Below are 15,221 nucleotides of genomic sequence, written 5' to 3' on the forward strand. Positions count from 1 at the left end.
CCTCCCACCGCGCCCGTTCCACGTCCGGGCCCCGCCGCGGGCGCCGGGACCGCCCCCGAGACCGGTGCCGGGGACAGGAGCCGACCTCAGTCCCGGTCCCACCAGTCCAGCACGCGCCGCACCCCCGCCGTGGGGAAGAGCCGGGCCCGCCACCGCACCCAGCGCGGCCGGGCCGCGGCGACGGCCTCGACGACCACGTCCACGTCCGCGCGGACCAGTCGGCCCGCCTGCCGGCCGGTGCGCCGGCCCACCAGCACCGCGCCCGCCGAACCCGCGCCCGCCGAACCCGCGCCCGCCGAACCCGCGCCCGCCGGCGGCGTCCCCGCCCCGAAGCGCGCGCTCTCCACCGCCGCCCGCATCCGGGTGAGCCGGTCGGCGGCCGCCGACCCGGACCCGGTGAACTCCGACAGGCTCCCCGCCCGCTGCCGGGGGGTCGCCGACGACGGCCAGGAGATCCCGAGGTCGCGGACCCGGTCGTCGAGCTCGGCCCAGGCCGCCTCCGCCGACGACGGCTCGTGCGTCACCCGCGACCACCTGCGCCGGGTCAGCAGCAGCGTGGACGCCCAGGGGGTCAGCAGGGCCACGACGAGCAGCAGCGCCCCCAGGACCCAGCCCCACGGCAGGGCCAGGACGCGGTCCCACCCGGTGGGCGCCGCCGCGGCGGCGGGGTCGGTCGCGCTCGGCGTGCTCGCGCTGGCCGACGCGCTGGGCGCGGCGGTCGCGGCGGGCGGGGGAGTCGCCCCCGTCTGCCCCTGGACCGGGGGTGCCGGGGCGACCTGCGGCACGGAGTACCCGGGGGACTGCCCGGTGCGGGTGGCCGGCGTCGGCTCGAACCGCACCCAGCCCACGCCCTCGAAGAACAGCTCCGGCCAGGCGTGGGCGTCCTGGGCGCTGATGCGCCACTGGCTCAGGTCCCCGGCCCGCCCGGCCTGGCGCTCCCGGCCCGGCAGGAAGCCGATGGCCACGCGGGCCGGGATGCCCAGCGAGCGCGCCATCACCGCCATGGCCGAGGCGAACTGCACGCAGAAGCCCGACTTCTCCGACAGGAACGTCGCGACCGCGTCGGTCCCGCCGTCGTTGGGGGCCGTGGTGGAGTAGGTGAACCCACCGCTGGAGCGGAAGTAGCGCTGCAGCAGCGCCGCCCGCTCGTAGTCGTCGCTCGCACCGGCCGTCACCTGCAGCGCCGTGTCGGCCACGACCGCCGGCATCGGCGGCAGCTCGGTGTAGCGGTCCCGGAGGTCACCGGGAGCCTGCGGGGCCTCCCGCAGCTGCTGCTCGGTCGGCTGCACGTCCAGGTGCTCGACCCGGTACTGCCGTCCCCGGGTCGTCTCCCCGTCCCCGACGACGTTGAGGCTGTCGGTCTCGTACAGCCAGTTCCCGGGGATGTCCACGCGCAGCGCCGGGTAGGGCAGCGGCAGGTAGGTCTGGTCCAGACCGCGGATCGAGATGCTGGTGGTCCGCACGACCGAGGCGTCCCGGACCGCCTGCGACAGGCCCGGGGCCGGGGGCAGGCCGTCCTGCACCCGCTGCCGGCGGGGGATGTCCGCGCCGGTGCTCGGCGCCCAGGTCTGGCCGTCGAAGACGTCGGCCGTCACGATCCGCAGCGGCGCGGGGTCCGGTTCGTCCGTGGTGTACGTGACGATCGTCGCGTCCGAGCGGGCCCCGAGCGAGGCCTTGAGGTTCAGGATCGGGTTGATGACGGCGATGGTGTCGCCGGACCCGGTGTCGATCGTCAGCGGACGCTCGTCCAGCCCGGGCACGGCCGCCGGCACGGCGACGGCGGCGACGAGGGCGACGGCCGCCGTGGCGCTCGCGGTGACCCCGGCCACCGACCGACCGCCCCGGGTGCCCCGCCCCCGGCCGGCCGAGCGGCGCTCGCCGGCGAGCAGGACGAGGTAGGGCACCCCCGCCAGGACGAAGACGACCGCGCCGGACCCTCCCGGGGCGAGGGCGAGGGGGATGGCCATGACCCCCAGCAGCGGCAGCCCGGCCAGGGCCGGGCTCCGCAGCGTGACGGCGAAGAGGTCCACGGCGAGCGCGACGAGCCCGGCCCCGGCCACCAGCAGCAGGCGCAGACCGCGCAGGTCGACGGCGGGGACGCTGTAGCGCTGGATGACCTGGACCCCGTCGGTGGCCAGTTGCGCGATCCGGTCCACCGTCGCGGGGGTGGGGACCACCCCGAGCAGCGCCGTCCCGCCGCCGAACAGGACGACGACCACGACCAGCACCACCAGCGCCTGGACGGCCACGGCCAGCCCCGGCCGGTGGAACAGGCCCCGGACGACCAGGCCGGCGCCGGCGACGGCGCAGACGGTGCCGAGCGCGCCGACGATCCAGCCGGAGGAGACGACGAGCGGGTGCAGCGTGAGGACGGCGGCGGCGCTGGCGGCGGCGGCCCACAGGGTGGTCCGGGCACTGCGGGTCACGACGGGACCTCCCGGGAGGGTGGGGGTGGTGAGGCGTGGTGGCCGTGGCCGTCCGCGCGGGTCAGGCGCGCCCAGACGTCGGGCACGGACTCGCCCGGACCGGCGACGGCGGTGCGCCAGCCCGCGCGGGCCAGCACCAGCCGCACGCGCTCCAGGGGGTGCGCGGCGCCGGGCCCGCCGGCCGCCTCGTCCCGGCCGCGGGGGGCCGGTGTCCCGGCCCACTCCCGGGTCCGCAGCAGCACGGCCAGCGCCGGCACCCCCAGGGGGCGGGCGGCCAGCAGGGGGGCGACGTCGTCCTCGTCGACGTCCCCGAGGACGGCGACGAGCAGCGCCGCCTCGGTGCGGCCCAGCTGGGCCACCGACCGGGCCAGGCCGTCGGCCCCGCCGGGGCGCAGCCGGGCCAGCGAGCGCAGCAGTCCCCGCGCCGCGGAGGTCTCGTCCAGCTCGCGCGGGGGGTCGTAGGCGCCGTCGTGCAGCAACCGGACGCGGTGGCGGCGGCGCTGCAGGTGGGCCGACGCGGAGGCGGCCGCGCTGACGGCCCACTCCAGCGAGGAACCGGCTCCCCGTCCCGCGTGCGCGTCCTCGCGGGTGTCGAGCAGGACGACGACGTCGGGGCGTCCGGGGTGCTCGTCCGAACGCACCATGACCGCACCCCGCCGGGCGGTGGACCGCCAGTGCACGCGGCGCAGGTCGTCCCCGACGCGGTACTCGCGGATGGAGACGTCGTCGGGCTCGGCGGCGGCGGCCGCCCCGGCCGAGGACCCGCGGGCGCCGCCGACCTCGCCCAGCCCGAGCTCGCCCAGGGGGTGGACCCGGGGCAGGACGTCCAGGACGCCGGAGGTCCCCAGCGTCCGGCGGGAGCGGACGAGCCCGAAGACGTCGTCGGCGACGACGTCGGCGGGGCCGAGGGCGTAGGACCCCCTCGTCTCCGGTCTCACCCTGTACTCCAGGTCGAGGGTCTCACCCGCCCGCAGCCGCGGGACGGGCAGCCGCGTGGTCCCCCCGAGCGCCAGGGGGGCCGCGTCCTCCACGACGAGCCGGACCCCGGCGCGTGCCCGGCCCAGGACGGACAGCCGCACCGTGGCGGCCCCCCCGGCCTCGACGAGCTCGTCCTTCGACCTCGACACCAGCTCCAGGGTCCTTGCGGCCCGGCCGGTGGACCACGCCGCGACCAGGACGAGGGCGAGCAGGAGCACCCCCAGGCGCAGGACGTCGCGCTGGCCCAGGGCGGGGGCGCCGACGAGCACGACCAGGCCCACGGCGGTGAACACCCACCCGCGGGCCGTGGGCCGGGTGCCGGTCCTCACCGGGACCCGCTCACCGCGGCGAGGGCAGTGCCGTCGAGCGGAGCACGTCCATCACCACGTCCGCACCGTCGCGGCCGGCGAGCAGCGCGTCGGCCGTCAGCAGCAGGCGGTGGGCGACGACGGGGACCGCCAGGGCCTGGACGTCGTCCGGCAGGACGTGGTCGCGCCCCTCCAGCGCCGCCCGCGAGCGGGCCGCGCGCAGCAGGTGCAGGGCGGCGCGGGGGGAGGCGCCGAGCCGGAGGTCGGGGTGGGCGCGGGTGCGGCGCACCAGGTCGACCACGTACTGCTTGAGCGCCTCGGCGGCGTGGACCCCGCGCACGGCCGCGGACAGGTCCCGCACCTGCGCGACATCGACGACGGGGGTCACCGCGTCCAGGGGCTCGGTGACCCCGTGCTCGCTGAGCATCGTCAGCTCGGCCGCGGCCGAGGGGTAGCCCATGGAGACCCTGGCCGTGAAGCGGTCGCGCTGGGCCTCGGGCAGCGGGTAGGTGCCGTCCATCTCCACGGGGTTCTGCGTGGCGAAGACGATGAAGGGACGCTCCAGCGGCCAGGTCCTGCCGTCGACGGTGACCTGGCCCTCCTCCATGCACTCCAGCAGCGCCGACTGCGTCTTGGGCGAGGCCCGGTTGATCTCGTCGCCGATGACGACGTTGGCGAAGACCGCGCCGGGCCGGAACTCGAAGGCGGCGCGCTCCTGGTTCCAGATGCTGGAGCCGGTGACGTCGCTGGGCAGCAGGTCCGGGGTGAACTGGATGCGTCGCACGCTGCCGTCGATGGCGCGGGCCAGCGACTTGGCGAGCATCGTCTTGCCGACCCCGGGCACGTCCTCGACGAGCAGGTGCCCCCCGGAGAACAGGACCGTCAGCGCGAGCCGCACGGTCTCGTCCTTGCCCTGGATGACGCGGTCGACGGCGGCGGCCAGGTCGTCGGCGGCGGCGCGCAACCTCTCCAGCGCGGCGGGCAGGTCCTGGGGGTCCAGCGCCACGGGCTCAGCGGGGTGGCTGCCGGGGAGTGCGCTCGTCGTGGTCACGTGCCCTCGTCTCGGTCGGCGGACGTCGGGAGGTCGAACGCCCGGTGCCGGCCACCGGTGCCGGGCGCGGGCCGCGGGCGACCGGCGTCCGGGCACCGGTGCCGGACCCCTCCCACTCTGCCCCACGACACACCCCCCGCGCCCGTCCACCGGTGCGGCCGGCGGCCCGCGCGGGCCCGGTGTGCCCCACGTCCCCCCACCACTTCCCCCCACCGGGTCCCCGCGCGGCTGCCCGGGTGCCGCCGGGGCGGCCGCGCGGGCCGGTCCGGGTCGGGGAGGGAGCGTGTGCGCTGCGTGACGGGCTCGTGGGGCCCCGAGGGCCCCCCACCGCGCCCCACCCCCTCTGACCTGCATCGACACCGCATTCAAGCGATCACTCAGAGTCGATTGACGTTGACGGTGGAGGAAAGTGGAGTACCGTGGAGGAGCGCGGTCCACAGGGGGTCGTGCACGAGGACTCGACGACCGATGACAGACGTGTCCGGTGGGGGTGCGCGGTGTTCCTGGGCACCCACACACCCCGACTGGACGACAAGGGCCGGCTGATCCTCCCGGCTCGCTTCCGGGACCAGCTGCTCGACGGTCTGGTCATCACCAGGGGGCAGGACCGCTGCCTCTACATCTTCCCCATGCAGGAGTTCCAGCGGATGCACGAGGAGCTGCGGCAGGCGCCGCTCACCAACAAGGAGGCGCGCGACTACCAGCGCGTCTTCCTGTCCGGTGCCTCGAGCGAGGTGCCCGACAAGCAGGGCCGGTTCACCGTCCCGCCGTTGCTGCGCCAGTACGCCGGGCTCGACCGCGACGTCGCCGTCATCGGTGCCGGCAGCCGGGTCGAGCTGTGGGACCTGCCGACCTGGGACACCTACCTGCAGGGTGCGGAGTCCGCCTTCGCCGAACGCAGTGAGGAGGTCCTCCCGGGGATCCTCTGATCCCCACCCCCGAGCCGGTCCAGGTTCGGGGGGCGCCGTCGGTCGCGGCCTCCAGCCGCCCGGACCCGACGGTCCTGACACCACTTCCCCGGTGCCAGGGCCGACGGGCACGAGCGGATGGGGACCACGTCCGACGGCGGGACCGGTGGGGGACCACCGGGGACCGGCAGGCAGGTGGCGACGGTGCGGACGGCAGGGCGAGCGGCAGGGCAGGGGGTGGGACGGGTGGGTGGACAGCACCCCGCTGCCGACGACCCCCTGGACACCCTGGAGCGCGCGGGCCACCGGGCGGCCGAGGCCGCCGGGCGGCACGTCCCCGTCCTGCTCGAGCGCTGCACCGCCGTGCTCTCGCCCGCCCTGCAGCACCCCGGCGCCGTCAGCGTCGACCTCACCCTGGGCATGGGCGGTCACGCCGCCGAACTCCTGCGCCGCCACCCGGGCCTGCGGCTCGTGGGTGTGGACCGCGACCCGGCGGCCCTCGAACTCGCCGCCCACCGGCTGCACGAGTTCGGCGACCGGGTGACCCTCGTGCACGCGGTGTCCGACCACGTCGGGCAGGCCCTGAACGACCTCGGCCTGCAGACCGTCGACGCCGTCTTCCTCGACCTCGGGGTGTCCTCCTTCCAGCTCGACGAGGACGAGCGGGGTTTCTCCTACGCCCGCGACACCCCGCTGGACATGCGGATGGACCCGACGACGGGACCCACCGCGGCCGACGTCCTGAACTCCTACTCCCACGGCGAGCTGACCCGGTTGCTGCGGACGTGGGGCGAGGAGCGGTTCGCCCCCCGCATCGCCTCGGCGGTCGTGCGCGAGCGCGAGCGCGAGCCGTTCCAGAACTCCGCCCGGCTGGTGGACCTGGTGCGCGCCAACGTTCCCGCGGCCACGCGGCGCACGGGTGGGAACCCGGCCAAGCGCACGTTCCAGGCCCTGCGCATCGCCGTGAACGACGAACTCGGCGTCGTGGAGCGGACGCTGCCGGCGGCGTTCGAACGGCTCGCGCCGGACGGTCGGCTGGCCGTCCTGACGTTCCACTCCCTCGAGGACCGCATCACCAAGAACGTCTTGCGGGAGTTGTCCTCGAGTTCGGCGCCGCCGGACCTGCCGTTCGTGCCGGCCGGTTCGGGTCCGCGCGCGGAACTGCTGACCCGCGGCGGGGAACAGGCCGGTGACACCGAACTCGCCGAGAATGCCCGCGCGGCGTCGGCGCGCCTCCGCGCCGTGCGCCGACTGCCCGAGCAGGATCGTTCCCGTTCCAGCGGTCGGGCCCCGACGCCCGACACCCGGCAGCGGGAACGACCCAGCAGCACCCGTCAGACCACCCAGTTCGGGCCGGACCGCGGCACGACCGACGGAAGGACGCCGTGATGAGCCAGCCCCTGATCGCGGCCCGGAACGCTCCGGTCCGCCACCCCGCGACGCCGGCGGAGAACCGTCCCGAACTCCAGGTCGTCACCCCGCCGGTCACCCGGCGGGTGCGCCTGCCGCTGCCCGTGGCCTGCGTCCTGCTGCTGACCGCCGGTCTGCTCGGGCTGCTCCTGACGAACATCGCCATCGCCGGGGACGCCTACGAGATCACCGACCTGCAGGTCAGCAGCGGGCGCCTGGCCGACCAGCAGCAGGCCGTGGCCGAGGACCTCGCCCAGCAGGCGTCCCCGGAGCACCTCGCGGCCCGCGCCGGTCAGCTCGGCATGGTCCCCGCCCCCGACGCGGTCCACCTGACCGGCAGCGGTGCCGTCGGTGAGGCGACCCCGGCACCCCGCCCGTCCAGCACCCCGTCCGACACCCCGTCCACCGCCCCGTCCACCACCCGGGCGTCGGACCGCTGAGACCGCGCCCCGTCCAGAGGTCGAAGAGGTAACCCCGCGTGTCCCGTCGCCGCCCCCGTCCCGACGAGCCGGACCCCCGCCCGCGTCCCGACATGCGGATGCGCGTCTACACCCTCGGGGTGCTCGGCGGGCTGACCGTCCTCGGCGGCCGCCTGGTCCAGCTGCAGGGGGCCGACGCCAGCAAGCTCGCCGACCGGGCGCTGAAGCAGCGCACGTCGACGGCGACGCTGTACGCCAAGCGCGGGGACATCCTCGACGTCCGGGGCGTCGTGCTCGCCACGTCCGTCGAACGCCGCGACGTGATCGCCGACCCGAAGACCATCGCCTCCTTCAACCTGCGCAACGGGAAGCGGTGGAAGGAGGGTCGCGGCACCGGCCCGGCGGGGGCGGCGGCGGAACTGGCCCCCCTGCTCGGCATCGACGAGAGCACCCTCACGGACAAGCTCACCGGCGAGAACCGGTACGCCGTCGTGGCCCTGGGCATCGTGCCGGAACTGTGGCAGCGGGTCTCGGACCTGGGGATCCCCGGCATCACCTCCCAGCGCCAGACCCAGCGCATCTACCCCACGGGGGCCGCCTCCTCCACCCTCGTCGGCGTCCTCGGAACCCCCGAGCAGGACCCGGACACCAAGGCGTTCCACGACCGGCCGCTGTCCGGTCTGGAGCTGGCCCGGAACTCCCTGCTGCTGGGCGAGGACGGGTCGATGCGCTACGAGCGCAGCGCCGGCGGCCAGGAGATCCCGCTGGGGGACCGCGAGACCGTCGATCCCGTCGACGGCACCTCCCTGCACCTGACCATCGACTCGGACCTGCAGTGGAAGGCGCAGTCGGCCATCGCCGCCAAGGTCGCCGAGACGGGTGCGGAGTCCGGCACCGTCGTCATCATGGACAAGGAGCAGCGCCTGCTCGCCCTGGCGAGCGCGCCGAGCCTGGACCCGACGAACCTCGTCAAGCTCACGAACGACCAGCTGCAGAACACCGCGCTGACCAAGGTCTTCGAACCCGGGTCGACGGCCAAGGTCGTGACCCTCGCCGCCGCCCTGGAGGAGGGCGTGGTGACGGCAGGCAGCCGGTTCGTCGTCCCGGGTGAACTCCTGCGCTACGACAAGACCTTCCACGACTCCCACCCGCACGGTGACGAGAAGCTCACGCTCGCAGGCGTCCTGGCCCAGTCCAGCAACATCGGGACGATCTTCGCGGGGGAGGCGCTGGACGCCGACCTGAACCGGACCTCCCAGATCCTGCACGACTACCACCTGGCGTTCGGGTTCGGGGCCAAGACGACGCTGGACTTCCCCGGCGAGAGCGGCGGGATCCTCGGGGACCCGGCGAAGTACTCCGGCACCCAGCGGTACACCGTCATGTTCGGGCAGGGGTTGTCGGTCACCGCCGTGCAGGCCGCGTCCGTGTTCGCCACCATCGCCAACGACGGGGTCCGCGTCGAACCCACGCTCATCGCCGGGACGTCGGACCCGAACGGCGACTACCGCACCGAACCGGCCGGGGCCGCTTCCCGCGTCGTGAGCGCGGCCACGGCCACGACGTTGCGGGACATGATGCAGGCCGTCGTCAGCGAGGCCGGGACGGCCGCGGCCGCCGAGATCCCGGGGTACCTCGTGGCCGGCAAGACGGGGACGGCGAACCGGTACGACGTCGACCTCGGCCGCTACGACGGGTACACCGCCTCCTTCATCGGGCTCGCCCCCGCCGACGACCCCGAACTCGTCGTCGCGGTGATCCTGCAGGACCCCAGGACGAACTACTACGGGGGTTCGGCGGCGGGTCCGGTGTTCAAGGACGTCATGACCTACGCCCTGGCCCAGCGCGGCATCGCACCGTCCGCGCAACCCCCGGCGGACCTGCCGCTGACGTGGGGCGGGGACACCGAGGCCGAGCAGGACGTCAGCGCCGGCGCGGCCGGCGACGCGGCCGGTCGGTGACACACGCCCCGGGTGGTTCGGAACTCACGCACCGGACGGGTAACCTCCCACCGTGCCGATGACCGACGGCGGACGACCCACCCTCGCGGACCTGGCCCAGGTCCTCGGCACGGTCGCCCCCTCGAACCCCCTCACCCCCGTCACCGGCGTCACCCTCGACTCGCGCCGGGTCGCGCCCGGTGACCTGTACGCCGCGCTGCCCGGGGCCAACGTCCACGGCGCGCGCTTCGCCGCCCAGGCGGCCGCGGCCGGTGCCGTCGCGGTCCTCACCGACCCGGCCGGTCGCGCCGACGCCGGGGCCACCGGGCTGCCCCTGCTCGTGGTGGACCGCCCGCGGGCCGTCCTGGGCGACCTCGCCCGCCGGGTCCACGCCGACCCCGGCAGCCGGCTCACGTCGTTCGGCGTGACCGGGACGAACGGGAAGACCACGACGGCGTACCTGCTGGAGTCGCTGTGGCGCCGCGCCGGGTGGACCACGGGTCTGCTGGGCACCGTCGAGACGCGCATCGCCGGGGAGCGCGTCGGCAGCGTCCGCACGACCCCGGAGGCACCGGACCTGCACGCCCTGCTGGCGCGGATGGTCGCCGCCGGGGTGCGCGGCTGCGCGCTGGAGGTGTCCTCGCACGCCCTGGCCCAGCACCGCGTGGACGGTCTCGTCCTCGACGTCGCCGCCTTCACCAACCTGTCCCAGGACCACCTGGACTTCCACGGGACGATGGAGGCCTACCTCGCGGCCAAGGCCCGCCTGTTCACCCCCGAGCACTCCCGCCGCGGGGTCGTGTGGATCGACCCCGCCGACGCCGGGGGCTGGGGCCGGCGCGTGGTGGACCTGGCGACCGTCCCGGTCGAGACCGTCGGCCCGGCCGGCGCCGGCGCGGACTGGTCCGTCGGGGACGTCGTCCCCGGCCGGGCCGCGAGCGGCTTCCGCCTCAGCGGGCCGGACGCCGAGCTGCACCTGACGTGCCCGCTGCCGGGGGGGTTCAACGTCGCCAACGCGGCCGTGGCCGCCGTCGCCGCGCTGCGGCTGGGGCTGAGCGCCGGTGAGGTCGAGACCGGCCTGGCGCAGGCCGAGGGCGTGCCCGGGCGCATGCAGCCGGTGGTGCGCGAGGGCGCCCCGCTCGTCGTCGTCGACTACGCCCACACCCCCGACGCCCTCGAGCGCGTGCTGGGCACCCTGCGCACCGGCACCCCCGGCCGGCTCGTCGCCGTCGTCGGCGCCGGCGGGGACCGCGACCGCGGCAAGCGACCCCTCATGGGCGCGGCGGTGGCCCGGATGGCCGACGTCGCCGTCGTCACCGACGACAACCCCCGCTCGGAGGACCCGGCCGCGGTGCGCGCGCAGGTGCTGGCCGGGGCCCGCGCCGCCGGCGGGTCCGCGCAGGTCCTCGAGGTCGGCGACCGCCGCGCCGCCGTGGCCGCCGCCCTGGCCCGCTGCGCCGGGCCGCAGGACACGGTGCTGCTCGCCGGCAAGGGCCACGAGACCGGTCAGGAGGTCGCCGGCCGCGTGAGCCCCTTCGACGACCGCGCCGTGGCCGCCGAGGAGCTGCGGGCGTGGCGGCCCCGGGGCACCGAGCCCGTGAGGGACCAGGACGAGGACGGGGCGCGCAGCGCCCGGGGAGGTGCCCAGTGATCGCGCTGACCGCGACCGAGGTCGCGGAGCTGACCGGAGGACGGCTGGAGGTCCCCGGCCCGCCGGACCTGCGCACCGAGGGGCCGGTGGTCGTGGACTCCCGGGCCGTCGTGCCGGGGGCGCTGTTCGTGGCCCTGCCCGGAAAACGGGCCGACGGGGCCGACCACGCCGCCGCCGCCGTGGCCGCGGGCGCGCGCGTCGTCCTGGCCGAGCGCGCGGTCGAGCTGCCCGCCGGTGCCGCGCTCGTGCGCGTGGAGGACGGAGTCGCCGCCCTGGGGCGCCTGGCCACCGCCGTCCTGGAGCGGCTGCGCAGCGGGGCCGACGGTGCCGGGACGGGCCCCCTGGTCGTCGGGATCACCGGCTCGCAGGGCAAGACGACGACCAAGGACCTGCTGGCCGCCGTCCTCGGGGACGTGCTCGACGGTCCGGTGGTCGTCCCGCCGGGCAGCTTCAACAACGAGATCGGCGCCCCGCTGACGGTGCTGCGCGCCGAGGCCGGCACCCGGGCCCTCGTGGTGGAGATGGGCGCCCGCGGCCCCGGCCACATCGCCCACCTGTGCGCCATCGCCCGCCCCGACGTCGGGGTGGAACTGGTCGTCGGCGCCGCGCACGCGGGGGAGTTCGGCTCCCTGGAGGCCACCGCCCGGGCCAAGGGCGAGCTCGTCGAGGCGCTGCCGGCCGAGGGCCTGGCCGTCCTGAACGCCGACGACGACCGCGTCGCGGCCATGGCCTCGCGCACCCGGGCGCGCGTGCTGACCTTCGGCCGCGGCCCCCGCGCCGACGTGCGGGCCCTCGACGTCGCGCTCGACGCCCGGGCCCGGGCCCGGTTCCGCCTCGAGCACGACGGGGCCGGCGCCGACGTGGCGCTGCGCCTGCACGGGGAGCACCAGGTGACCAACGCGCTGGCCGCGGCGGCCGTCGCGCTGAGCACCGGCGCCGGCGTCGCCGACGTCGCCGCCGCCCTGTCCCGCGCCGAACCGGCCAGCCCCGGCCGCATGCAGGTCATCGACCGCCCCGACGGCGTCACCGTCGTCCACGACGCCTACAACGCCAACCCCGACTCCGTGCGCGCCGCCCTCAAGGCGCTCGTCGGGATGGCCGCCGTGGCCGACGGGGGCCCGCGGCGCACGTGGGCGGTCCTGGGGGAGATGCTCGAGCTGGGCGCGGCCTCCCGCGACGAGCACGACGTCGTCGGGCGCACCGTCGTCCGCCTCGACGTCGACCAGCTCCTCGTCGTGGGCGCCGGCGCCCGCCCCGTCTACACCGGCGCGGTCATGGAGGGGTCCTGGGGCGAGGAGGCGGCGTTCGTCCCGGACGTCGAGCGCGCCCTGGAGTTCCTGCGCCCGCGCCTGCGGCCGGGGGACGTGGTGCTCGTGAAGTCGTCGAACGGAGCCGGGCTGGCCCGGCTCGCGGAGGAACTCGTGCAGGAAAGCACCCAGCAGGCAGCGGAGGCGTCGGACACGTGAGGACCGTCCTCATCGCGGGAGCGTTCTCCCTCGTCGTCGCCCTCTTCGGGACACCGCTGTACATCCGCTGGCTCGTCCGGCGCGGGTACGGCCAGTTCGTGCGCGACGACGGGCCCACGACCCACCACACCAAGCGCGGCACGCCCACCATGGGCGGGGTCGTCATCATCCTCGCCGCCCTGCTCGCCTACGGCGCCGCGCACGTGTTCACGGGCCGGGCCCCGACGGCGTCGGGACTGCTCGTGCTGTTCCTCATGTCGGGGCTGGGGATCGTCGGCTTCCTCGACGACTTCCTGAAGATCTCCAAGCAGCGCAGCCTGGGCCTGACCGCCCGGGCCAAGCTCATCGGCCAGGGGGTGGTGGGCATCGCCTTCGCCGTCCTGGCCCTGCAGTTCCCCTCCGCGGACAGGGACGGGGCGACACCCGCCTCCACGCACATCTCGGTGCTGCGCGACACCCCGCTGGACCTGGCCTGGTTCGGCGCGGTCGGCGGCACCATCGCCTTCGTCGTGTGGGTGCTGCTCATCACCTCCGCGGTCAGCAACGGCGTGAACCTCACCGACGGCCTCGACGGCCTCGCGACGGGCGCGACGACGATGGTCCTGGCCGCCTACGTCCTCATCTGCACGTTCCAGTCCAACCAGAGCTGCTACTCCCTGACCGAGGTCGAGTCCCGCTGCTACGAGGTCCGCGACCCGCGCGACCTGGCCGTCGTGGCCGCCGCCGTCATGGGGGCCTGCTTCGGGTTCCTGTGGTGGAACGCCAGTCCCGCGAAGATCTTCATGGGGGACACCGGCTCCCTGGCCCTGGGCGGCGCGCTGGCCGGGCTGGCCATCCTCTCGCGCACCCAGATCCTGCTCGTCGTCCTCGGCGGGCTGTTCGTCATCATCACGCTGTCGGTCATCCTGCAGGTCGGCGGCTTCAAGCTCACGAGGAAGCGCATCTTCCGGATGGCCCCGCTGCAGCACCACTTCGAACTCGCCGGCTGGGGTGAGGTCACCATCGTCATCCGGTTCTGGATCATCGCCGGGTTGTTCGTCTCCCTCGGCCTGGGCATCTTCTACGCGGAGTGGGTGACCGGTGCCTGAGCCCCGCGTGTTCGACTCCTGGCTCGGCAACCCCAACCCCCGCGCCGACGACACCGACCGCGTCCGCGAGCTGCGCCACCTCACCTCCCGCTGGTCGGGTCTGCGCACGCTCGTCACCGGCATCGGGGTGTCCGGCTTCGCCGCCGCCGACGCCCTCCTGGAGGTCGGGGCCGAGGTCGTCGTCGTGGACGCCGCCACGGGGGAGTCCCAGCGCGAGAAGGCCCAGCTCCTGGAGGTGCTCGGCGCCACGGTCCTGCTCGGGCCCGAGCACGTCGGTGCCCCGCCGCACCCCTGGGACGGGTTCGACCTCGTCGTCACCTCCCCGGGCTGGCACCCCGACGCCCCGCTGCTGGTGTCCGCGGCGCTGGCCGGCGTGCCCGTGTGGGGCGACGTGGAACTGGCCTGGCGGATGCGCCCGGAGACGGGGGCGGCGCCCTGGCTGACCCTGACGGGCACCAACGGCAAGACGACGGTCGTGGAGATGCTGGCCTCGATGCTGCGCGCCGCCGGGCTGCGGGCCACGAGCGCCGGTAACGTCGGCACCCCGCTGGTGGAGGCGCTGCGGCACCCGCACGCCTTCGAGGTGCTCGCGGTGGAGCTGTCGAGCTACCAGCTGCACTGGCTGTCCACCGACGTCGAGGCCTCGGTGCGCCCGCGGGCCGCGGCGGTGCTCAACCTCGCCCCCGACCACCTGGACTGGCACGGCTCGCTGGAGGCCTACGCCCTGGCCAAGGGCCGGATCTACCAGGGCACCGAGGTCGCCTGCGTCTACAACGTCGCCGACCCCCGGACCGAGGACCTCGTCCGCGAGGCCGACGTCGTCGAGGGCGCCCGCGCGATCGGGTTCACCCGGGCCGCGCCGGGGCTGTCGATGCTCGGCCTCGTCGAGGACGTCCTGTGCGACCGCGCGTTCCTCGAGCAGCGGCAGTCCCACGCCGCGGAGCTGTGCTCCCTGGCCGACCTGCGCCCGGAGGGGACCGACGACCCGGTCCCGCCGCACACCGTGGAGAACGTCCTGGCCGCGGCGGCCCTGGCCCGCGCGCACGGCGTGCCGCAGGTCGCCGTCCGCAACGGCGTGCTCGCCTTCCGCCCCGCACCGCACCGGGTCGCGACCGTCCTGGACCCCGCCCGCACCGGCGGGGTCCGCTGGGTGGACGACTCCAAGGCCACCAACGCCCACGCCGCCAACGCCTCCCTGGCCACCTTCGAGCCCGTCGTGTGGATCGCCGGCGGCGACGCCAAGGGCGCCTCCTTCGACGACCTCGTGCAGGCCAACGCGGGCCGGCTGCGGGCCGCGGTGCTCATCGGCCGCGACCGCGCCCTGGTCGCGGACGCGCTGCGGCGACACGCACCCCAGGTCCCCGTCGTCGAGGTCGACCTCGCGCAGGATGGGGACGTGACCACCGACACCGCCGACCTCATGGACCTCGTGGTGGCGCGCGCCGCGGACCTCGCCGCGCCCGGTGACACCGTGCTGCTCGCCCCCGCCTGCGCGTCCTGGGACCAGTTCCGCTCCTACGGCCACCGCGGCGAGGAGTTCGCCGCCGCCGTGACGCGCCGGTTCCCGGGGGCCTGA

General features: G+C 75.8%; 11 protein-coding genes. 8 read left to right on the forward strand and 3 right to left on the reverse strand.

What is annotated here, in order from left to right:
- Positions 1-86: 86 nt before the first annotated feature.
- Genes AB2L27_RS04725 through AB2L27_RS04735 form a run of 3 tightly spaced genes read right to left on the reverse strand, consistent with a single transcriptional unit; the run spans position 87 to position 4,718 of the window.
- The gene (locus AB2L27_RS04725; RefSeq protein WP_370440317.1) at positions 87-2,426 is read right to left on the reverse strand and encodes a transglutaminase TgpA family protein; all 2,340 of its coding nucleotides are present in this window, start codon (positions 2,424-2,426) and stop codon (positions 87-89) included.
- Positions 2,423-3,733, reverse strand: coding sequence for a DUF58 domain-containing protein (locus AB2L27_RS04730; protein ID WP_370440318.1), 1,311 nt, complete (start codon positions 3,731-3,733; stop codon positions 2,423-2,425). Before AB2L27_RS04730 ends, AB2L27_RS04725 begins: the two co-directional genes overlap by 4 nt.
- 10 nt (positions 3,734-3,743) lie before the next feature.
- Positions 3,744-4,718 (reverse strand): AAA family ATPase, encoded by a 975-nt coding sequence (locus AB2L27_RS04735; RefSeq protein ID WP_370440411.1) that lies wholly within the window; start codon positions 4,716-4,718, stop codon positions 3,744-3,746.
- Between the two features lie 542 nt (positions 4,719-5,260).
- On the opposite strand from AB2L27_RS04735, the gene mraZ reads away from it, so the two are divergent.
- The 8 genes from mraZ (at position 5,261) to murD (ending at position 15,221) form a co-directional block, all read left to right on the forward strand.
- The gene (gene mraZ / locus AB2L27_RS04740) at positions 5,261-5,692 is read left to right on the forward strand and encodes a division/cell wall cluster transcriptional repressor MraZ (RefSeq protein ID WP_370440319.1); all 432 of its coding nucleotides are present in this window, start codon (positions 5,261-5,263) and stop codon (positions 5,690-5,692) included.
- A gap of 267 nt (positions 5,693-5,959) precedes the next feature.
- Positions 5,960-7,060, forward strand: coding sequence for a 16S rRNA (cytosine(1402)-N(4))-methyltransferase RsmH (gene rsmH, locus AB2L27_RS04745; RefSeq protein ID WP_370440412.1), 1,101 nt, complete (start codon positions 5,960-5,962; stop codon positions 7,058-7,060).
- On the forward strand, positions 7,060-7,521 hold the full coding sequence (ftsL, locus tag AB2L27_RS04750; RefSeq protein ID WP_370440320.1) for a cell division protein FtsL: 462 nt from the start codon (positions 7,060-7,062) through the stop codon (positions 7,519-7,521). Before rsmH ends, ftsL begins: the two co-directional genes overlap by 1 nt.
- 38 nt (positions 7,522-7,559) lie before the next feature.
- Positions 7,560-9,461, forward strand: a complete 1,902-nt coding sequence (locus tag AB2L27_RS04755; protein ID WP_370440321.1) for a peptidoglycan D,D-transpeptidase FtsI family protein — start codon at positions 7,560-7,562, stop codon at positions 9,459-9,461.
- Between the two features lie 58 nt (positions 9,462-9,519).
- A complete protein-coding gene (locus AB2L27_RS04760; RefSeq protein ID WP_370440413.1) occupies positions 9,520-11,091 on the forward strand; it encodes a UDP-N-acetylmuramoyl-L-alanyl-D-glutamate--2,6-diaminopimelate ligase in 1,572 nt (523 codons plus the stop codon).
- Positions 11,088-12,557, forward strand: coding sequence for a UDP-N-acetylmuramoyl-tripeptide--D-alanyl-D-alanine ligase (locus tag AB2L27_RS04765; RefSeq protein WP_370440322.1), 1,470 nt, complete (start codon positions 11,088-11,090; stop codon positions 12,555-12,557). The genes AB2L27_RS04760 and AB2L27_RS04765 overlap by 4 nt, the downstream gene beginning before the upstream one ends.
- Positions 12,554-13,645: a phospho-N-acetylmuramoyl-pentapeptide-transferase gene (mraY, locus tag AB2L27_RS04770; RefSeq protein WP_370440323.1), complete on the forward strand. Its 1,092-nt coding sequence runs from the start codon at positions 12,554-12,556 to the stop codon at positions 13,643-13,645. The genes AB2L27_RS04765 and mraY overlap by 4 nt, the downstream gene beginning before the upstream one ends.
- Complete coding sequence (gene murD / locus AB2L27_RS04775) at positions 13,638-15,221, forward strand: UDP-N-acetylmuramoyl-L-alanine--D-glutamate ligase (RefSeq protein WP_370440324.1); 1,584 nt, start codon at positions 13,638-13,640, stop codon at positions 15,219-15,221. The genes mraY and murD overlap by 8 nt, the downstream gene beginning before the upstream one ends.

The organism is Kineococcus halophytocola, from assembly GCF_041276425.1.
Taxonomy (GTDB): domain Bacteria; phylum Actinomycetota; class Actinomycetes; order Actinomycetales; family Kineococcaceae; genus Kineococcus; species Kineococcus halophytocola.